General features: G+C 69.2%; 17 protein-coding genes and 1 pseudogene. 8 read left to right on the top strand and 10 right to left on the bottom strand.

Annotation, left to right across the window (positions count from 1 at the left end; translation table 11 throughout):
• Positions 1 to 79 precede the first annotated feature (79 nt).
• Both OG978_RS02565 and OG978_RS02560 read left to right on the top strand, forming a co-directional pair.
• On the top strand, positions 80 to 568 hold the full coding sequence (locus OG978_RS02565) for a GNAT family N-acetyltransferase (RefSeq protein WP_326763605.1): 489 nt from the start codon (positions 80 to 82) through the stop codon (positions 566 to 568).
• Positions 569 to 808: 240 nt separating this feature from the next.
• Entirely contained in the window at positions 809 to 1429 is a 621-nt protein-coding gene (locus tag OG978_RS02560) for an LAETG motif-containing sortase-dependent surface protein (protein ID WP_326763604.1), read from the top strand.
• Between the two features lie 90 nt (positions 1430 to 1519).
• On the opposite strand, the gene OG978_RS02555 is transcribed toward OG978_RS02560, so the two are convergent.
• Positions 1520 to 3652, bottom strand: a complete 2133-nt coding sequence (locus OG978_RS02555) for a SpoIIE family protein phosphatase (RefSeq protein ID WP_326763603.1) — start codon at positions 3650 to 3652, stop codon at positions 1520 to 1522.
• A 242-nt stretch (positions 3653 to 3894) separates the two neighbouring features.
• On the opposite strand from OG978_RS02555, the gene OG978_RS02550 reads away from it, so the two are divergent.
• Entirely contained in the window at positions 3895 to 4968 is a 1074-nt protein-coding gene (locus tag OG978_RS02550; protein ID WP_326763602.1) for an enoyl-CoA hydratase/isomerase family protein, read from the top strand.
• A 36-nt stretch (positions 4969 to 5004) separates the two neighbouring features.
• Here the strand turns inward: OG978_RS02550 and OG978_RS02545 are convergent, their stop codons facing one another.
• From OG978_RS02545 to OG978_RS02515, 7 genes and pseudogenes are all read right to left on the bottom strand, one after another.
• A complete protein-coding gene (locus OG978_RS02545; protein WP_326763601.1) occupies positions 5005 to 6468 on the bottom strand; it encodes an L-fucose/L-arabinose isomerase family protein in 1464 nt (487 codons plus the stop codon).
• 86 nt (positions 6469 to 6554) lie between these two features.
• On the bottom strand, positions 6555 to 8033 hold the full coding sequence (locus tag OG978_RS02540) for a rhamnulokinase (RefSeq protein ID WP_326763600.1): 1479 nt from the start codon (positions 8031 to 8033) through the stop codon (positions 6555 to 6557).
• An 88-nt stretch (positions 8034 to 8121) separates the two neighbouring features.
• Complete coding sequence (locus OG978_RS02535; RefSeq protein ID WP_326763599.1) at positions 8122 to 10167, bottom strand: bifunctional aldolase/short-chain dehydrogenase; 2046 nt, start codon at positions 10165 to 10167, stop codon at positions 8122 to 8124.
• Between the two features lie 66 nt (positions 10168 to 10233).
• On the bottom strand, positions 10234 to 11400 hold the full coding sequence (rhaI, locus tag OG978_RS02530; RefSeq protein WP_326763598.1) for an L-rhamnose isomerase: 1167 nt from the start codon (positions 11398 to 11400) through the stop codon (positions 10234 to 10236).
• A gap of 296 nt (positions 11401 to 11696) precedes the next feature.
• Positions 11697 to 11924 carry a hypothetical protein gene (locus tag OG978_RS02525; protein ID WP_326763597.1) on the bottom strand — a complete coding sequence of 76 codons (228 nt, stop codon included), beginning with the start codon at positions 11922 to 11924 and terminating at the stop codon, positions 11697 to 11699.
• An 89-nt stretch (positions 11925 to 12013) separates the two neighbouring features.
• Positions 12014 to 12505 carry a hypothetical protein gene (locus OG978_RS02520; RefSeq protein WP_326763596.1) on the bottom strand — a complete coding sequence of 164 codons (492 nt, stop codon included), beginning with the start codon at positions 12503 to 12505 and terminating at the stop codon, positions 12014 to 12016.
• A 121-nt stretch (positions 12506 to 12626) separates the two neighbouring features.
• Positions 12627 to 14034: pseudogene (locus OG978_RS02515) on the bottom strand (FAD-binding oxidoreductase).
• Between the two features lie 175 nt (positions 14035 to 14209).
• On the opposite strand from OG978_RS02515, the gene OG978_RS02510 reads away from it, so the two are divergent.
• Together OG978_RS02510 and OG978_RS02505 are read left to right on the top strand one after the other, a co-directional pair.
• Positions 14210 to 15055 (top strand): pentapeptide repeat-containing protein, encoded by an 846-nt coding sequence (locus OG978_RS02510; RefSeq protein WP_326763595.1) that lies wholly within the window; start codon positions 14210 to 14212, stop codon positions 15053 to 15055.
• 181 nt (positions 15056 to 15236) lie between these two features.
• A complete protein-coding gene (locus OG978_RS02505) occupies positions 15237 to 16601 on the top strand; it encodes a radical SAM protein (RefSeq protein WP_326763594.1) in 1365 nt (454 codons plus the stop codon).
• Between the two features lie 189 nt (positions 16602 to 16790).
• Here OG978_RS02505 and OG978_RS02500 read toward each other — a convergent pair whose 3' ends face one another.
• Positions 16791 to 17504: an NADPH-dependent F420 reductase gene (locus OG978_RS02500; protein WP_326763593.1), complete on the bottom strand. Its 714-nt coding sequence runs from the start codon at positions 17502 to 17504 to the stop codon at positions 16791 to 16793.
• Between the two features lie 135 nt (positions 17505 to 17639).
• On the opposite strand from OG978_RS02500, the gene OG978_RS02495 reads away from it, so the two are divergent.
• The 3 genes from OG978_RS02495 (at position 17640) to OG978_RS02485 (ending at position 19094) form a co-directional block, all read left to right on the top strand.
• Positions 17640 to 18191, top strand: a complete 552-nt coding sequence (locus tag OG978_RS02495) for a glycoside hydrolase family 25 protein (RefSeq protein ID WP_326763592.1) — start codon at positions 17640 to 17642, stop codon at positions 18189 to 18191.
• A gap of 133 nt (positions 18192 to 18324) precedes the next feature.
• Entirely contained in the window at positions 18325 to 18789 is a 465-nt protein-coding gene (locus tag OG978_RS02490) for a MarR family winged helix-turn-helix transcriptional regulator (protein WP_326763591.1), read from the top strand.
• 35 nt (positions 18790 to 18824) lie between these two features.
• Entirely contained in the window at positions 18825 to 19094 is a 270-nt protein-coding gene (locus OG978_RS02485) for a hypothetical protein (RefSeq protein ID WP_326763590.1), read from the top strand.
• 91 nt (positions 19095 to 19185) lie between these two features.
• Here the strand turns inward: OG978_RS02485 and OG978_RS02480 are convergent, their stop codons facing one another.
• Entirely contained in the window at positions 19186 to 20361 is a 1176-nt protein-coding gene (locus tag OG978_RS02480) for a nucleotidyl transferase AbiEii/AbiGii toxin family protein (RefSeq protein ID WP_326763589.1), read from the bottom strand.
• Positions 20362 to 20413 lie beyond the last annotated feature (52 nt).

Raw genomic sequence — 20413 nt, 5'->3', positions numbered from 1 at the left:
CGCCGGCCACGACCGATGGGCAACTGCCGGACGGATAAAGAACTCGCGCGGGGAGACCGGCACCGGCATCCTGGCTCCCATGCTGATCAGGGAAGCCACCAACGAGGACTGGCCCGCCATCTGGCCGTTCTTCCACGAAATCGTCGCCGCGGGAGAGACCTTCACCTACCCACTCGATCTCGGCGAGGGTGATGCCCGCTCCTGGTGGCTTCTCGAGTCACCCAACCGTACGGTCGTCGCGGTCGACGACGACGGAACGATCCTCGGCACGGCCAAGATGAACAACAACCACATGGGCAATGGCTCGCACATCGCCAGCGCCAGTTACATGGTGGATCCCAAACGTTCGGGGCAAGGGGTCGGCCGGGCCCTGTGCGAGTACACCCTGGAGTGGGCTCGCGCGTCGGGGTTCAGGGCGATGCAGTTCAACGCAGTGGTGGAGACGAACACCCACGCCGTCCGGCTCTACCGTTCGCTCGGTTTCGAGATCCTGGGCACGCTGCCGGAGGGATTCAACCACCCGGTTCAGGGGTTCGTCGGGCTGCACATCATGCACCGTCGTCTCTGACAACGGCTTCGCCGGTCTCTCCTCGACCTCTGCGCCAATCGCTCCGGCGGTGGCTGTTCTGCGCCGCCGCCCACGCGGTCCCATCTTCCGCACCGTGTCCGTCATGTTCGAACCAGCGGTGATGCGTGGGCAGTTGATGCCGCAAGTGCTTCATGGGGCGGGTGCGCGCGGTGTCGGCAGGGGCAGTACTCTGCGCCCCACTGCCATTCGGGCGATGAAACTCATGCGGAGGAAGAATCCATGACCATACCCAGGAGATCGTTGCGCGCCGCGGGAACGCTCGCGGCCGCCGCGGTTGTCGGCCTGACCGGCGTGGTGCTCTCCGCCGGCCCGGCCACAGCTCACACCCCCACCTGGGCGGTGACCTGTTCCGAGGTGAGCCTCGACCTGACCGCCTACAACAGCAACGTCACCAACCGGGTGACCATCACTGTCGACGGCAAGGACCTTCTGCCGACCGAGACCTTCGGCGAGGAGTTCCACAAGAAGCTCGAACTGCCCGAACACGACAAGGCGCTGACGGTCCACCTCGTCGTCAAGGCCGGTGACGGCGACAACTTCTCGCGCGACGAGACCAAGACGGCACCCGTGTGCGAGGACGCTACCCCGTCGCCCGCGCCGTCCGAGGGCACGCCGTCCACGGCTCCGTCGACCGGGGCGCCGATCGCGAGTGCCACGCCCAGCGAGGTGCCTTCGGCGTCCGCGCCCGGCGCGGTCTCCCCGAGCCCCAGCTCGCCCGACCTGGCCGAGACGGGTTCCTCGTCCGCCACTCCGGTCATTGCCGGAGCGGCTGTGGCCGTACTGCTGGCGGGCGGCGGCATCATGTGGGCTGTGCGCAAGCGTCGTACCGCACAGCACTGACCATTGAACCGGTGGTCCTGACGCAGGCCGTGCCGGGACCGCCGGTCGAGGCGGCACCGCCTCACGCCCGGCGCGGCGCGTGTTTCGTCGTCACACCTGCTTCGCGGCAGGCGGGGGAGTGGCGACGGGTGGCACCGAGGGCCCGATCTCGCACCAGACCGCCTTGCCCTCGCCGCGGGGCTCGATGCCCCAGCGGGTGGCGACGGCATCCAGGAGCAGCAGGCCCCGCCCCGATGTCGCGGTTTCGCCCGGACTGCGACGCCTCGGCCAGGCGCTGGAACGGTCCTGCACGGACAAGCGGACCCGCCGGACGGGTTCCGGCAGTACCTCCAGGGTGAGTACCGCGCCGCCTTCCGTGTGCAGCAGGACATTCACCAGCAGCTCGCCGGTCACCAGCTCGGCATCGTCCGCGAGTTCGGCCATCTCCCAGTCGGTCAGGGCCTGACGCACGATGGTCCGGGCGTCGGACAGCCCCTCCGGATCCGCCTGGTGGATGTACTGGTGCAACCGCGGGGCCCGTGGTGACCCGGGGTCCGGGCTGCGCCGAAGGACCAGAAGAGCCACGTCGTCCCCCGAACCCCAACGTTCCCAGAGCTGGTCCGACAGATGGTCCGCCAGTGCCTGGGCGCCCGCCGGCCCCGCGCTCACCTCGTTGATCAGTGCCTGCACACCCGAATCGATGTCGGTCCCCGGCTCCTCCACCAGTCCATCGGTGTACAGGACAAGCGTTTCGCCCGGCACCAGGTCGAGGCGAGTCTCCGGGAACTCCTCGTCCCCGAAGTCGGTCGAGATGCCCAGCGGCAGACCGCCCCGCACCTGGGGGCTGCCGACCCGGCCGTCCATGTGCCGGATCAGTGGGCCGAAATGCCCGGCCCGAACCACGCGCACGGTCCCCGACGCGAGATCGACCTGGGCGTACGTACAGGTCGCGAAGCGGTCCGTGTCCAGTTCGGCGAGGAAGCGCGAGGCCCGGGCCAGCACCGTCGACGGAGGATGACCCTCGCCGGCGTACGCGCGCAGGGCGATACGCAACTGGCCCATGATGGCGGCGGCGTGCGTGTCATGACCCTGTACATCACCGACCACGATCCCGAACCGGTTCTTGGGCAACGCGATCACGTCGTACCAGTCACCGCCGACCTGGCGTCCGCTCCAGGCGGCGTGATAGCGCACGGCGATCTCGCCGCCCTCGATCTCCTGGATGCGCCGCGGCAACATCGCCGACTGAAGGCCGGTGGCGAATTCGCGCTCCTCGTCGAAGAGCTTCGCGCGCTGCAGGGACTGTGCCACGATGGCGGCCAGCCCCAGACAGAGATTGCGCTCATCCGCGTTGAAGGACGTGTTCTCGCGGTAGAAGAGCGCCAGGGTGCCGAGGGAACGTGCCTGGGCCACGAGAGGCAGATAGGCGGCGGCCCGGAACTTCAACCGGTCGGCATAGGGGGTCAGCACGGGGTAACGATGGGTGAGAGCCGAGGCCGAGGTCAGGAACCGGGGCCGACCGCTGAGAACGGTGTCTGCCAGCGGGAACCGCCGGTCCAGCCCGGCGTCCCCGAGCGCGTCGATCGCCTCCACCGAGTCTCCGCTCAGAGCGATGACGCTCAGCGTGGTGTTCTCGACCAGACCGAGCGAGAGACCGTCGGCCCCCAGCCGGGCAAGCCCGCCCGGTCCGGTGAGCGCGGCGGTCACATCGTCGACGGTCACCGCGCGTGACAACGCGCTCGTTGTACGTTCAACGATGCTGGTCTGTCGCTGCCGCCGCTTTTCCAGGTCGAGCACGAAGGCCGAATGGGTGACTTCCGCCGTGGCGTCCTGCACCACCCCGATGACCCGGTGCGCCTGGCCGTCGTCGCTGCGCAATATGCGTGCCTGGATGTGGGTCCACTGGTCCCTGCCGTCGTCCAGCGGCACCTGGAAATGAACACTGTACGAACTGCGTCCGCTCTTGACAGCCTCGTCGATCGCCATTTCGAGACGGGTCCGTTCAGACTGTTCGAGCCGATCCAGCACGGTCTCGGCCCGTGAGTCGAAGGTCTGCGGGTCCAGACCGAACACCAGCAGCCCGGCATCGTCCATGTCGACCGTCCCGGTCCTCACATCCCACTCGAAGCTGCCCGTCCGATTCATGGCAAGGCGCTGGGCCGTCGCGTTCTCGCCGTTGTGTGACTTCCCGATCAGCAGGCGTGGCGGGACGGAAGTGCTCGGTTGCTGGTCGTGATCGGTCATTCCTGCTCCGGAGGTCGCCGGGCGGGCAGCCGGGCGGCACGGCCCGTACTGAGTGACTTAATTGTCGAACCGCTTTCGGCAGGTTGCCACAGCGGGAACCCGGCAAAATCCGGCCGGAAGGCCGGACCGGGCGGACTCGGGACCCCTGCTGCCCCGGCACCGGCCCCGCCCCGCAGAATGGCAGCGGAAGATCGTCCGCGATCGGCGGTCGATACGGCACAGGGGCTGACCGGAGCGCACTCATGAACCACGAAGATCCCGTTCTGCTGCACACCGAAGGACGCGTCCGGCACATCACCCTCAACCGTCCACATGCCCTCAACGCGCTGAATCACGCCATGGTGGCGTGCGTCGCCGAAGCACTCGCCGACGCCGAGCTCGACGACTCCGTCACCGCGGTCCTGATCACCGGGGCGGGCGAGCGCGGCCTCTGCGCGGGCGGCGACATCCGGTCGATCTACGAGGACGCCCGGGCCGGCGGCCGCACATCGATGGACTTCTGGCGCGACGAGTACCGGCTCAATGCCCGCATCGCCCGATTCCCCAAGCCCTATGTCGCGATCATGGACGGCATCGTGATGGGCGGCGGCGTCGGAGTCTCGGCCCACGGCGACGTCCGTGTCGTCACCGAACGATCGCGCATCGCCATGCCCGAGACCGGCATCGGATTCGTCCCCGACGTCGGCGGTACGCACCTGCTCGGTGCGGCGCCCGGCGAGCTCGGCACCCACCTGGCGCTCACCGCGGACGCGGTCGGCGCGGGTGATGCGCTGCTGTGCGGGCTCGCCGACCACTTCGTACCGTCTCAGCGGCTCTCCGAGCTCACCGCGGACCTCGCCGGCTGCGGTACGGCCGCTGAGATCGAGGAGACGGTGCGACGGTACGCCTCACCCGCGCCAGGCGGTGAACTGGCCGCGCACCGTGAGTGGATCGACTCCTGCTACCGGGCGGACTCGGTCGAGGAGATCGTCGACCGGCTCGACAACAGTGGCGTCCCCGCCGCCAAGCAGGCCGCCGAAACCATCCTGACCAAGTCGCCCACCGCGCTCAAGGTGACCCTCTCCGCCCTGCGCAGGGCACGTGCGCTCGGCAGCCTGGAGGCGGTGCTCGACCAGGAGTACCGGACTTCGTGCACCGCCTTCACCAGGCCCGACTTCGTGGAGGGCGTGCGCGCCCAGATCATCGACAAGGACCGCAATCCGCAGTGGAGCCCGGCGGTTCTCGCCGAGGTCACCGAGGCCGACGTGGCATTCTTCTTCGCCCCGCTGGGCGACCGCGAACTCGGCCTGCATGCCGCTTCCAGGACGACGGACTGAGAAACACTGCGGCGGGGCGAGAGACCACGTACGGAATCAGAGGTCGTTCGGCCCGTCGACCGTGCGGAACGGGAGGCCGAGCAGGTCGGCCGCGGCCTTGAGGTCCTTGGCGCGATGGCCGGTGCACAGCGTCCAGTGGTGGCCGATGCCGGTCGCGGACCAGGCATCGGTCCACTCGCCGGGGTCGAAGCCGAAGTCGACACGGGAGGTGGTGTTGCCGATCTCCAGCAGCGGTCCCGGGACGACCTCGCCTTCCGAGGTGATGAAGGTGAAGGTCCCGTCGGCTTCCTGCCCGATGCCGAACGTGGTGACCGGGCCGTGTCTGACGTCGAATTCCACGCTCACGCCCCAGCCGCGCTTGCCGTGGTAGACACCCAGTCCGCGCAACAGCGGATCCTTGGCGCTGATGGCAAGGTGGGCCGGACCGTCGTGCCCCATCTCGACGACCCGGTCCCGGAAATTGAGGGCCTGGAGTTCGGTGAAGGAGCCACCGGCACCGATGGTGTCGGCGATCAGCATGGCGAGGCTGGTACGCAGTTCGTACTCACCGGCCATCGGGATGCCGCGCGCGGTCAACAGCGATGCGCCGAGGATCATGCCGGCGCCGAGCCGCTCGTGGATCTCGCCCTCAAGGCCGCGGTGGTAGTAGGCGAGACTGTCGAGTCCGAAGTCCTCGACGAGCCGGTCCAGTCCGACCGAGACCCGGGCGGCCCAGGCGAGATCGACCTCGTCGACGGAGTCGTCGAGGGTGAAGACCGTACGCGCGAGCGCGACGCGTTCGGCGGCCGCCTCGTTTGTCACGCCGGCGACCCGGACCCGCAGATCGTCGAATTCGAGGACCTCGACATGGCCGCCGAACTGGGTGGAGACCAGCGTCATGTCGGTGGACACGTCGAGCATGCCGGGGTAGAGGTGGCCCATCAGACCGTGTCGGCCGTGGCGCATCGCGCCGCGCACCTGAGCGGCCCGGATCCAGCGGCGGATCCGGTTCCAGGCGTTCTCGTCGCGCAGATGACCCGAGACGGAGCGGAAGGGGATGCCACCGCGCCGGAACACATTGGCGACCTCCGGCAGCGGGCACTGCCCGCAGTACGCCAGCCACTTGGCCGTGTCGGTGTCCGGGTGGTCCATGGCCTCGGTCGGCTGGAGGTCGATGACCAGCACCGGAGCGTGCGCGCGCTGGGCGATCGGCAGCACCATCGAGGCTGTCAGATACGTCGTCAGAAACGTCACGACGATGTCGCAGTCGGCCGAGCGCAGCCGTTCCGCGGCCTTCGCGGCCTCCTGCGGATCGGAGATGAAACCGGCGTCGACGACCTCGCAGCCCATCTCCTCGAACTGCCCGGTCACGAAGCGGGCCGACTGCCGCAGCCGGTCGAGCAGACCGGGGAACTGCGGCCAGTACGCACCGAGTCCGCCGGACACCAGACCGACACGGGTACGACGGCGTGTGGTGCGGGCGAGCACACCGTCGAGCACGGCGGGCGAGACATCAGTCATGAGTTTCCTTCCTTCGGTTCCGTCGAAGGTCCGGGCTTCCCCGAAGGGCTCCCGGGCTGCCCGTCGAGGGCAGGTGACGAATGGGCTCAGGTCGGTTCCAGCCTGGCGGCAGCTCGGTCCCAGGCCCGCTGGTTCCCCTGCGGGGTGTAGTGGCGCAATTCCTGGGTCCGTGCCACCAGTTGTCGCATGTCCATGAGGTCGCCCACCAGCCCATGGGCACGTGCCTGCAACAGGATGTTGCCGAGCGCGGTCGCCTCGGCCGGGCCGGCCGTGACGGGCAGCCCGGTGGCATCGGCGGTCCACTGGCACAGGAGCTCGTTGCGTGAACCCCCGCCGACAAGGTGGATCCGGCTCAACTCCCGCCCCGCAAGACCGGCAGCCTGCCGCAGCGTCCTGCGATGAGCCAGTGCCAGGCTCTCCAGCACACATCTGACATAGCCACCGCGACTGTCGGGCGGCGCCTGCCCGGTCCGTACGAGATGGGTGTCGATGCGCAACGGCATGTCACCCGGCGCGAGGAACGCCTCGTCGTCGGGATCGATCACCGCCGCGAACGGCCGGGCACGGGCCGCCTCCGCGAGCAGCGCGGCCAGGCCCGGAGCCTCGCCCCGCCGGTCCCAGGTCCGTCGGCACTCCTCCAGCAGCCACATCCCCATGATGTTGCGGAGATAGCGGACGGTGCCGTCCACCCCACGCTCGTTGGTGAAGTTCGCCGAACGGGACTCCTCCGTCAGTACCGGAGCCGTCAGCTCAAGTCCTGCCAACGACCACGTTCCGCAGGACACATAGGCGAACCTGGGCTCGGTGGCGGGAACCGCCGCGACCGCCGACGCCGTGTCGTGCGAGGCGACGGCTGTCACCGGCGTCCCGGCCGGCAGTCCGGTGTACTCGGCAACATGCGGCAGCAGTGTCCCCGCCGGGTCACCCGGCTCGCGCAACGGCGGGAACCAGGAACGCTCCAGACCCAGCCTGCCGATCAGCGCATCGGACCAGGCGCCGGCCGACGCGTCGAACAGACCGGTCGTCGACGCATTGGTGATCTCCGCGCCCACCTCCCCGGTCAGCCAGTGGGTCAGCAGATCGGGGATCAGCAGCATTGTCCGTGCCGCGCCCCACTGGGCACTCGCTCGGTGGGCAGCGAGCTGGAACACCGTGTTGAACGGCAGATGCTGCAACCCGCCGACGGCATACAGCTCCTGTGCCCCGCACACCGCCAGCACCTGCTCGGCGGCCCTCCCGTTCCGGCGGTCGCGGTAGTGGAACGGCAGCCCGAGCAGGGCCCCGTCGGCATCGAGAAGGCCGTAGTCGACCGCCCACGTATCGATGCCGATCGAGGCGATCGGACCGCTGCGCGCAGCGGTCCGCAGACCGTCCAGCATTCCCTGGTACAGCGCGAGCACGTCCCACCGCAGTCCGTCCGGCAACCGGACCGGCGTATTGGCGAATCGGTGCGCCTCGGTCAGTACGAGCCTCCCGGGACCGGCCAGACCGGTGATCACCCGGCCACTGGTGGCACCGAGGTCCACGGCGGCGAAGGTCGCGTCGCTTCGTGACGTCACAGACATGGAAATCTCATCCGGGTGATCGCGGAGGACCGGGGCATCCCGAGAACTCGCGTCGTCGCGGGAACACGGGGCGTCGCGGGAACGGGGGTCATCGAAGGAACGCCGAGGCCACACCGGCGTCGACGGGAACATGGAGTCCGGTCGTGTGCGTGAGGTCCCCGCCGGTCAGCGCGAAGACGGCGTTGGCCACATGCTCCGGGAGCACTTCGCGCTTGAGGAGGGTCCGCTGGGCGTAGAACTCGCCGAGCTTCTCCTCCTCGATGCCGTACGTCGCCGCGCGCTGGGCGCCCCAGCCGGCCGCGAAGATCCCCGAACCGCGCACCACGCCGTCGGGGTTGATGCCGTTGACGCGGATCCCGTGCTCGCCCAGCTCGGCGGCCAGCAGCCGCACCTGGTGGGCCTGGTCTGCCTTGGTGGCCGAGTAGGCGATGTTGTTCGGACCCGCGAACACCGCGTTCTTCGACGCGATGTAGACGATGTCACCACCGATGTTCTGCGCCCTCATCATCCGGGCGGCCTCGCGCGACACCAGGAACGAGCCGCGCGCCATGATGTCGTGCTGGAGATCCCAGTCCCGGGCCGTGGTCTCCAGCAGCGGCTTCGAGATGGAGATCCCGGCATTGTTCACCACGAGATCCACACCGCCGAACGCCAGCGCGGCGGCCCGGAACGCGTCGGCGATCTGCTCCTCACTGGTCACATCGACCGGCACGGCGACAGCCCTGTCGGACCCGCCGAGTTCCTGCGCCACCGAGTCGGCGTTCTCCGCATCGATGTCCGCGACGACGACACATGCGCCCTCCGCGACCAGCCGGTGCGCGATGGCCTTGCCGATGCCCGACCCCGCGCCGGTGACCAGTGCCACCCGGGTGGCCAGCGGCTTGGCCTTCGGCATCCGGCGCAGCTTGGCCTCCTCCAGCTCCCAGTACTCGATCCGGAACTTCTCGGACTCCTCGATCGGTGCGTACGAGGAGACGGCCTCGGCACCGCGCATCACATTGATGGCGTTGAGGTAGAACTCTCCGGCGACCCGGGCCGTCTGCTTGTCCTTGCCGAAGGAGAACATGCCGACCCCGGGCACCAGCACGATCGCCGGGTCCGCTCCGCGCATTGCGGGGGAGTCGGGCGAGGCATGACGCTCGTAGTACGCGCGATACGCCTCCCGGTACTCCTCGTGCAGTTCCTTCAGCCGCGCCGCCGCCTCGTCCAGCGGGGCGTCCGCAGGCAGGTCGAGCACCAGCGGGCTGACCTTCGTACGAAGGAAGTGGTCCGGGCACGAGGTGCCCAGCGAGGCGAGCCGCGGATGTTCGGTACGGGCGAGGAAGTCCAGCACCGGCTCCGTGTCGGTGAAGTGGCCCACCTGTGGACGGTCGGTGGAGGCCAGACCGCGGATCAGCGGGGCGAGCGCGGCCGCACGCTCCCGGCGCCGCTCCTCGGGAAGCGGCTCCCGGCCCGCCCATTCGGGGCCGAAGGGTTCAGCCCTGCCCCGTTCCTGGAGGAAGGTCTCGGCGGTGCGGATCATCCACAGGGCGTTGTGCTCGCACTCCTCGGACGTCTCGCCCCAGGCCGTGATGCCATGGCCGCCGAGGATCACCCCGACGGCCCGCGGGTTTGCCGCCTTGACCGCGGCGATGTCCAGACCGAGCTGGAACCCCGGCCTGCGCCAGCCCACCCAGGCCACCTTGTCGCCGAAACACTCCGCGGTCAGCTTCTCACCGTCGACGGCGCACGCCAGCGCGATCCCCGAGTCCGGATGCAGATGGTCGACGTGAGCGGCCTCGACCAGGGCATGCATCGCCGTGTCGATGGACGGGGCCGCACCGCCCTTGCCGTGCAGGCAGTAGTCGAACGCCGGCACCATCTCGTCCTCGCGCTCCACCCCCGGATACACGTCCTTGAGCGCGCGTACCCGGTCCAGGCGCAGTACGGCGAGCCCGGCCTCGGTGAGCGTGCCGAGATCACCACCGGAACCCTTGACCCACAGCAGTTCGGTGTCGCCCCCGGTGACCGGGTCGGTGCCGGTGGTCTTGACCGATGTGTTGCCACCGGCGTAGTTGGTGTTGCGGGCGTCGGAGCCGATCCGGTGGGCGCGTTGCAGGAGAGCGGCGACTTCGGGGTGCGTCGCGGAGGTCATGAGTTTCCTTCGTGGTCGGGGGCTGTCTGAACCGGTCGATGGTCGTGCGGGGGAGCGGACAGGGGCTCAGGCGCCCCAGCCGGCCTGCTCGCCACCGACCCGGGCGGCGGCGATCCGCTCCTGGTTGCCCGAGGCCAGGTACGCCGCGAACGGGTCCCCCGCCAGGCCGAGTTCCGCACGCACCTCGGCCAGCAGCGGACGTACATCGGTGTTGTACGCATCCATCAGGGCGCCGTTCGCGGCCAGTACATCGCCGGACCGCTGCGCGGCGCCCAGCGCCTCCACGTCGACCAGGAGCGCCTTGGCGGTCGCTTCCTGCACATTGGCGACCGACCGGATGACGGCGGGGATCTTCGCCTCGATGTTGTGACACTGGTCGAGCATGAAGTTGACGTTCGTCTCGGGCTTCAGACCGTCGTTCCTGACCACCTCGTGCATGATCCGGAACAACTGGAACGGGTCGGCGGCGCCGGCCATCAGATCGTCGTCCGCGTAGAACCGGGAGTTGAAGTCGAACGCGCCGAGCTTTCCCGCGCGCAGCAGAGAGGCCACGATGAACTCGATGTTGGTGCCCGGTGCGTGGTGTCCGGTGTCCACGACCACCTGGGCCTTCGGACCGAGACGCAGACAGTGCGCGTACGCCGTACCCCAGTCGGGAACGTCGGTCGCGTAGAACGCGGGCTCGAAGAACTTGTACTCCAGCAGCATCCGCTGGTCGTCACCCAGCCGCTCGTACACCTCGGCCAGCGCCTCGGCCAGCCGGTCCTGGCGGGCCGTGATGTCGTCCTGCCCCGGGTAGTTCGTGCCGTCGGAGAACCAGAGCTTGAGATCGGGAGACCCGCTCTCGTCCATGATGTCGACGCACTCCAGCAGATGGTCGGTGGCCTTGCGGCGCACCTTCGGATCGGGGTGGGTGACCGAACCGAGCTTGTAGTCGTCGTCCTGGAAGACGTTGGAGTTGATCGCTCCGATCCTCAGCCCGAGACCCTCGGCGTGCCGGGTCAGCGCGGCGTAGTCCTCGACCTTGTCCCACGGAATGTGCAGCGACACCTTCGGTGCCACACCCGTGAAGCCGTGCACCTGCGCCGCGTCCTCCATCTTCTCGAACGGGTCGCGCGGCACACCCGGCTGCGCGAACACCTTGAATCGCGTCCCGGAGTTCCCGTACCCCCACGAGGGCGTCTCGATGACCTGGGACTTCAGAGCTGCCTTGACGGCCGACACATCAGACATGAACACCTCGTAAGCAGAGTCATCCAGCGACCGGAGACCGTTCGGACGTATGAATCGTTTCATCTGGACCGTACGCTAGGTTTCCCACGAGCTTCCAGTCAAGCAGCTGGTCGGGTTCTCTTCTGTCTTGAATCAATTCATCGTGCACTGCCCGGTCCGCCGACCCGTTCAGAGCATGGTGGCGCATCGGGGCGACGAGGTGAAGGGAGACGGCGCGAGGCCGGCCGAGCCGATTCGGCCGGGCCTCGTGCGGCGGTGGAGCATCGCGCGACCGCGGTGCCGTTCAGCAGGTGCGTTCAGCGACCGCTGCCGGACATGCTCGGCTGCAGCGAGCTGACGAGGTCGAAGAACCGGGACTCGTTGCCGCAGAGGCCGGCACGCTGCAGCGCACCATCGGCCTCGGCAATCGGCGAGGCGAGCAACGGCACATACAAGGGGCCGTCGTCCGGCTCCGCGAGCGCGGCGCGGGTTGCCTCCAGCAGTCGGACATACGCCTGGGCCGCGGCGAGTTCGTCTTTGCGCATCTCAGCATCTCCCGGTCAGAGGTGTCGGACCCACCAGCATCCCTCATGGGTCTGACAACGCCCGCCGACGGCGGCGTGGAGGGCGCCCGCTACCCGTCGTTCGGCCTTCGCGCACCGGCCGGTGGCTCGACCTCCAGGAATCTTCGACGACGCGCTCCTCGGTACAGCAGCACCGTCCAGCCCAACTCCCGCAGCACGGCCGCGCACCGCGCCAGTTCGGCCTCCTCCGAACGGGCCGCCCCACTGCCGGGCGGACCGAGCCACTCGACACGTACGCCGCCCGGTACCTCGCCCCGCTGCAAGCGGTAACCGGTCGCCGTACGCAGGCCCGATCCGTCAACGGCCGAGGCGGCCAGGCCCGATGCCTCCAGGGCGATGGCGACCGCCCGTACCGGCCGGTGTATCTCCCACTGCGCGGGTATGCCCTGCGGGTCGGCGTGTGCGGTGTTCGTCAGCCGGCGGATCTGCAGCAGTCCCTCGAACGCGGTCCGCACAGAGGCGGAGCGCCTTCCGCCCGGAACCGGAGCCGTCGGACCGTCCCCGGTGGCCGGTTCGAACCCGGTCCCGTCCTCGGTGTCCATCGGCGTCCCCCTTCGCCCGTGCCGTACTGCTGCCAGTGTGCGCCGGGCCACTGACAGTGGCCCGGGCGAGCGGCGCCCGGTCGTCCCCCGTCGCCGATGCCGTCGCGCCCGACGCCCCGGGTCACGCCTGCGGGGCGTCCCCTTCACCCGTGAGCGGCGACCCGCCCCCGCCGAGCACCTTGCCGGGGTTGAGAATGCCGTACGGGTCCAGCGCCGCCTTCACCGCGTAATGCATGCCCAGCACCGCGGAACCCAGTTCCTTGTCCATGCCGCGCATCTTCAGCAGGCCCACTCCGTGCTCGCCCGTCACCGTGCCCCCGAGGGCGATCGCATCGTCGAGGATGTCCTCGAAGGCCGACTGGGCGCGGGCGCGCGCGGCTTCGTCGCCCGGCGTGGTGATGATGAGCGGGTGCAGGTTCCCGTCCCCGGCATGGGCGATGTTGGCCACCGGAATGTCGTGCCGGGCCGCGGTCTTCTCGATCCGGGCCAGCATCTCGGGCACCGCGGTCCGCGGTACACACACGTCCTCGGTCAGGACCGGACCGAGCCGCTCCAGCGCCGGGCAGGCCAGTCGGCGTGCCTGGAAGAGCGCATCGGCTTCCTGCTGGTCCGTGGAGACCGCGGCCCAGGTGGCAACCCGCCCGCTCGAAACACTCCCGTACCAGCTCGGCCTCGGCGTCGCCCTCGGCGCCCGGCGTGTCGACCCGGCCGAGCAGCACCACGTCCGCGTCGGCGGAGAGCCCCAACTTCTTCCAGGCGTCGACGGCGGCCAGGCAGTGACGGTCGACCAGTTCGAGCGCCGAGGGGATCACGCCCGAAGCGGTCACGGCGCTCACCGCCTCACCCGCGGCGACCACCGAGGAGAAGTACCCGGCCACGGTCCGCTCCTGCGGCCGCGCCGGACGCAGCCGCACCGTGATCTCCGTGATCACGCCCAGGGTGCCCTCGGACCCGACCATCAGTCCGGCCAGGTCGTACCCCGCCACCCCTTCGCGGTACGCCGGCCGAGCGAGACGACCTCGCCGAGCCCGTTGACCACTTCGAGACCGAGGACGTGGTCGCGCGTCACGCCGTACTTGACGCAGCACATGCCCCGGCGTTGGTCGCGACGTTCCCGCCGATCGTCGACCAGGGCGAGCTCGCCGGATCCGGCGGGTACCAGAGCCCGTGCTCCGCGCACGCCGCCCGCAGATCGTCGTTGACCACTCCCGGCTGGACGACGGCCAGCCGCTCCGCCGCGTCGATGCGGACGATGCGGTTCATGTCCTCGAAGGACAGGATGATCGCCCCGTCCACGGCGTTCGCACCCCCCGACAGGCCGGTGCCCGCCCGCGCGGAACCAGCGGGATGCGGTGGGCCAGACAGTGCCGGACCACGTCCCGGACCTCTTCGGTGGTCTGCAGACGCACCATGGCCAGGGGAGTTCCGTACGGGGCCCACTCGGCCTCGTCGTGCTGATACCGGGTGAGGCCGGCCGGATCGGTCAATACCCGCCGGGCAGGGATGTCGTCGGCTGGCGCGTTCGCCACGTCTGTGGCCACCTCCTACAAAGATGTACTACCCACCATCATTGAGCGCAGAATTCGAGCCCGGAGCCGAGCCCCCGGTCCGGCTCAGCGGTGATCATGAAATTGACGCGAACGGGTGACCGATCCCGATAAAGTCGACTGTCCGACAGTTCCGTACCCAGAGGATCCACGCACCGTGCCCGACAACGTCCAAGGCCCCGGCGCCGACCGCACCGATCGTGCCGCCCTGCGCGCCGACTGCGCCAACTGCTTCGGACTGTGCTGTGTAGCACTGACCCTGACACGGTCCGCGGACTTCGCGATCGACAAGGACGCCGGGAAGCCCTGCCGGAACCTCCGGGCGGACTTCCGCTGCGGCATCCACACGGAACTGCGGACACAGGGCTTCCCCGGTTGCACCGTGTACGACTGCTTCGGGGCGGGCCAGAAGGTCTCCGTCGAGACCTTCGACGGACAGGACTGGCGCAGGGCCCCACAGACCGCCCAGCAGATGTTCCAGGTGTTCCCCGTCATGCGGCAGCTCCACGAACTCCTCTGGTACCTCACGGAAGCGCTGTCCCTGGAACCGGCGCGGCCCCTCCACGGTGAGATCCGGTGCACCCTCGACGAGACGGATCGCCTCACCCGCCTCCCGGCGGACGCGTTCCCGGATCTGGATGTGGCAGGGCACCGCGACGCCGTGGCCGAGCTGCTGCTCCGTACCAGCGAACTCGTACGGGCCACGGCGCCGCGCAGGAAGAAGCGTGACCATCGTGGCGCCGACCTCATCGGAGCCAGACTCAGGGGCGCCGATCTGCGGGGCGCCGACCTGCGCGGCGCGTATCTGATCGCGGCGGACCTCGCCGGTGCCGATCTGCGTCTGGCCGACCTGATCGGCGCCGACTTCCGGGACGCGGACCTCTCCGGCGCCGACCTCACCGGAAGCCTCTTCCTTACGCAGGCCCAGCTCAACGCGGCCAGGGGGGACGCGGCGACGAAGCTTCCGCCGTCACTCGGCCGCCCCACGCACTGGGACCGGTGACTTCCGGCCCGGAGGCAGCCACCGACCGACGACCCGGACCGCGCCACTCACGGCCGCGGACCGCCCGCGTCGGCCCGGGGCGAATCGGCCGGTGCGTCGGGGCACTGCGGACGTGTCCGGTTCGTTGCACAGTGTGGCGTACCCGGAACGCCGCAGACGACCGGACCGAGGAGTCCCGCACATGCCCAGCAGTACCGACCGCAGCCGCACCGAGCCAAGTCGCACGGACGGGAACCGCACCCGCCTGGTCGAGCGCCTCATGGAGCAGTTCCCGCACGTGCCCCGGGAAGCCGTCATCAAGGAGGATCTGCTGCGCGGCGGCGTGGCGTTCGACGAGTCCGCGCTCAGCGACAACGAGGGCGGTGACGTCAAGCCGAAGTCCTACTTCATCTTCTCGTTCGACCACGGCACCCTCCCCGAGCTCGGCGCGGCCGCCCTCCGCCGCCCGCCGGAGGAGATCGTCCTCACCGGCGGTCCGTACGACCTGCGCAGGACCGTCGTGTCGGTCCGGGTCAACCCGTCGTCCCCCTACCGTGTCGCGGCCGACGACGACGGTGTGCTCGGGCTGCATCTCGACGGCCGGCGGATCTCCGACGTGGGTCTGCCGCCCATGCCGGACTACTACCGGCACACGCTGGAGAACGGCAAGTCCGTGATGGAGGTGGCGCCCACCATCCAGTGGGGATACCTCGTCTACCTGACGGTCTTCCGGGTCTGCCAGTACTTCGGTGCGAAGGAGGAGTGCCAGTACTGCGACATCAACCACAACTGGCGCCAGCACAAGGCGGCGGGACGCCCGTACACCGGAGTGAAGCCGGTCGAGGAGGTCCTGGAGGCGCTCGCCATCATCGACAAGTACGACACGGCGAAGACCTCCACCGCCTACACCCTCACCGGTGGGGCCATCACCTCCCACATCGGCGGCCGCGACGAGGCCGATTTCTACGGGCAGTACGCCAAGGCCATCGAGGAGCGCTTCCCGGGCCGCTGGATCGGCAAGGTCGTCGCCCAGGCCCTGCCCAAGGCCGACGTACAGCGGTTCCACGACTACGGCGTGCAGATCTACCACCCCAACTACGAGGTGTGGGACCGCCGTCTGTTCGAGCTCTACTGCCCGGGCAAGGAACGCTACGTGGGCCGTGACGAGTGGCACCGCCGCATCCTGGACTCCGCCGAGGTATTCGGCCCTCGCAATGTCATCCCCAACTTCGTGGCGGGTGTGGAGATGGCCGAGCCCTTCGGCTTCACCACGGTGGACGAAGCCATCGCCTCGACCACCGAGGGCCTGCGGTTCTTCATGTCGCACGGCATCACCCCGCGGTTCACCACCTGGTGCCCGGAGCCCACCACCCCGCTCGGGAAGACCAACCCGGACGGGGCGCCGTTGGAGTACCACATCCGCCTGCTGGACGCCTATCGCGCGACCATGGAGGATTACGGTCTCAGCTCGCCCCCCGGCTACGGCCCGCCCGGACCCGGACGCGCCGTCTTCTCCGTCAGTTCGTTCATGGACAGTCTTCCGGCCCGTCCGGACGACGCCGGGTAGTGCCGGTCCGGTCGTCGGGCCCGGGCTCGACCCGGGCCCCGGGCCGCCAGTTCACGCACGACGCGCGCGAACCAGGGAGTGCGGCCGGGGCACACGGCTGCCGACGGGCCCGGCGGGGACGGGGTGCCCGGCGCGACGAGGGTGACCCCGTCGATCGCCGGCGCCGGGGACCGTCGGTGCGGGGGACCGTCAGGCACGCCACTCGGCCGTGCGCTCGGGGGACGCTTCGGCGAGCACCTTGCCGATGGCCTCCACGTCGCCCTGATGACCGTAGACGGGCGTGCCGGGCTGCTGCCGCCAGGACTCGTCGAGACCCCCCGCGTCCACGGTGTCGAATCCCAGCTCGTCGATGAGATCGCGCACGACCTGCTTGGCCGCCGCGTCGTCACCGGCCACCGGCAGCGCCTGACGGCCGGGACTGCCCTTGGGGAGGCCGTTGGAGAGGATGTCCTGCGCGTACGTCCCGTTGAACGCCTTGATCACCGGATGGCCGATCTGCTCCTCGGTCCACCGGCTCTCGGGCTTGCCGTCCTCGATCGCGGCGATGCGGCCGTCGCGCTGTTGCGGGTAGTAATTGCCTGTGTCGATGACCGCGACCCCTTCCGCGGCACCGTCGATCAGACCGGTGGGCAGATCGGGGACGGCTTTGAGGGGGACGGTGACGACAACGACTCGGGCTCCTCGAGCCGCCTCCGCGGCGTTGACCGCGGTGGCTCCGGTCTCGGCGGCGAGCGCGGAGAGCGTCTGCGGGCCGCGCGAATTGGCGATGGACACCTCGTGGCCCAGCGCGGTGAGGCGCCGGGCGAGGTTGCCGCCGATGTTGCCCGCTCCGATGATGCCGATCTTCATGGATCCGACCTTCCGATGGCGCCTGCGGTACCTGAAGTGGTCTGGCCGCTTCAACAACTACCCGCTGCCGGTCCGTATTCCTGGCAATGAGAAAACGATTCGCCCGTTCACCCGAAGGATGGGAACGAGTGCCTGCGGGCACGTAGAGGAAGAGAACGGAATCACTGAGCCCATTTGAAGGCGGTGCCCATGCTGCATGGTGTCGATGTCAGCTCCCATCAGTCGTCCTTCGACACGGACGGACTGGACTTCGTCTTCATCAAGGCCACCGAGGGGCGTTCGTACATCAATCCGCATCTCTCGGCACAGGTGAAACGCGCGAGGGACGCTGAGTGCGTGGTCGGTTTCTACCACTTTCTCTGGCCGGGGAACATCACGGCCCAGGCCGAGTATTTCGTGAGCAAGGCTCCGGAGAAGGCGGGTGATCTGCTCGCCGTGGACTGGGAGGAGAACGGCGAAGGCACGAGGGCCGGCAATGCTGAAAAGGACCGCTTCATCCGTGAGGTCAAGCGGCTGCGGCCGCACCACAAGGTCCTGCTGTACTGCAACCGCTACTTCTGGCTGAACCACGACACCACGTCGTATGCGGGGGACGGTCTGTGGATCGCCGACTACGTGACCGCGGGGAAGCCGAGGATCAAGGCCTCCTGGCGCATCCATCAGTACACCGACCGGCCGCTCGACAAGGACGTCGCAGCCTTCTCCTCACGGACAGCCATGCGCAACTGGGCCCGGGGCTAGGGTCTTTCGTCTGGACCGGGGTCGGACACGGCGCGGCGGCGGGTGTCCCGTCGTCCGAGCCCTGCGCCGCGCCGTGCCGTGCTCCGATCAGTGGGTGAAAACCTATGATGGGTGCGTGCCTAAGATGGTGTCGATGAGCCAGACCCCGCCCAGCCTCCTGGGACTCACGACGTATCTGCTGTCCAAGACCGGCAAGGCGGCGCGGAGCCGACTGGCGGCGCGACTGGCCGAGCGGGATCTGCGGCTCTGGCACATGGCCGTGCTGTCGGCGCTCGTCGACTTCGGCCCCCATGTGCAACGGGAACTGGCATCACGGCTCGGGATCGACCGGAGTGACATCGTCAAGATCGTGGACGATCTCGCGGTGGCCGGTCTCGTCGACCGGGCCCGGGACACCGCCGACCGCCGCCGGGTGACCGTCACGCCCACCCCGGCCGGCCGCGTAGTGCTTGCAGAGCTCCAGGACGAGGCGCTGACCGAGCAGGAGGCACTGCTCGCCCCTCTGACCGGCCCCGAACAAGCCCAGCTTGCAGCGCTGTTGAGGCGGGTCCACACCCATGTCCACGACGGCCCCGAAGAGTCGCAGTCAGGTCGCTGACCAATTCCCCGGGTTCGGTGCGGCACACTTCTCGGGTGACCACAGCCGCGGCTCAGCCGCCTCGCGACCGCGCGCTCGGGCGCGGAATCACCACCCTCATTCCACACGCCGCCACGGCGACCCCGGCCGAACAGGCGGCGGCCGTACTGACGGCGATGCAGAGCGTTCCGGTGCGCGTGGGCGTCCTCCAGGCAGCAGTGGTCCTGCTGGAGGAACGAGTGCGCGCGACGGAGGACGGCGCGGAACGTGCGGCCGCCGCGACGACGGTCGCCATGCTGCGCAGCGCGATCGGCCGGGCCGGCTGACCGGGTCGGGGTCCGACGGAGTTGATCAGTACAGGCTGGGTCGGGCCCGGGGAGTTGATCAGTACGGACAGAGCAGGGCCAGGGGAGTTGATCAGTTCAGCTCGTCGAGGGCCCGGTCGCACGCCTCGGGTTGGTTCCGCCAATACTGCCAACTGTCCTCATGGGACAGGACACTGGCGAGTGCCTCCCTCAGACCGAGACGCCGGGGCCCGGCGATCTCCCGTACGACCACGACGGCCGCCTTCAGCCCGTCCCACCCGCCCTCGGCAAGAAACCCGAGTGCGGCGGCAGGGTCCTCCGCGGCTGTCGTGCGCGTGGACTCCACCAGCGGTTGCAGCCACCGGGCCCACTGCCGGTACCGGTCCGATCCACCTGAGTCCGCCCTGTCCGGTCGCTCCGCCGTCTCCAGCAGCGGCGCCAGCGCCCGCGCGAGACGTCCGCAGTGGCTCGCCGCACTCTCCGTGACCCACGGGTGTTCGGTGGTGAAGTGCTCCCAACCGGTCTGGTCCCCCAACTCGTGGAGCCACCAGGCGCCGACGGGCCGCAGGCCCTCGGTCCCGCCGAGAACGAAGGCTTCCCGCACCAGTTCGTAACTCGGCGGGGTGCGTTCCGCGAGTAGCACGGCGTCGTACAGATCCTTGCCCTGCGGATACGCGTCGGTGACCAGCCACAGCAACTTCCAGGCCAGTGACAGCTCGGGGGACACGGCCTGCACACGGCAGCCCGGGCCGTCTCCCAGCGGCTGGAGTTCGGTGAGCTCGGCGGGGGAGGGCAGGGCCTCGTTGAAGACCACGTCGAGCTGTACGGTGCCACCGGGCACCCCGTCCGCCGTCCACGGCAGCAACATGCGTCGGCCCGGAACCCGGTCGTACGTCCAGATGTCCTCCGTCACCATGCCTGGCGCGTCGATCTGGACGGAGCCGCGGGCGGCGGCCCTTGCCGCGTCCCGGGCGATCGTCTCGAAGAGGCCCGAGGATCGAGGGTCGTCCATGGCCCAGTCCCGGGGCACGAAGAGAAAGTCCAGATCTCCCGGATCACGGGCGGCCTCCCCGAACCACGTGGCCATCAACACGCTGCCACGCAGCACCAGATGGTCGCCCCACGGGCCGTCCGCGATGGACGCGAGCACCGTGTCCAGCACGGTACGCCGCGCCCGGTGCCAGGCCCGCCCCAGCTCTTCCTGGCCATCGCTGAAGTCAGGCTCTCCCGCCCGGTAGGCATTGGCGAACTGCTTCAGAGCGGGCTCGAAGATCAACGGATGTTTCATCCCGTCCGGTGCAGGCAGCAATGTGCCCGGAAGCTCCGAGTTGCGCCGTGTC

The organism is Streptomyces sp. NBC_01591 (genome assembly GCF_035918155.1).
Taxonomy (GTDB): domain Bacteria; phylum Actinomycetota; class Actinomycetes; order Streptomycetales; family Streptomycetaceae; genus Streptomyces.
The sequence above is the reverse complement of the archived record's forward strand: the minus strand, read 5'-3'. Positions and strand labels throughout refer to the sequence as shown.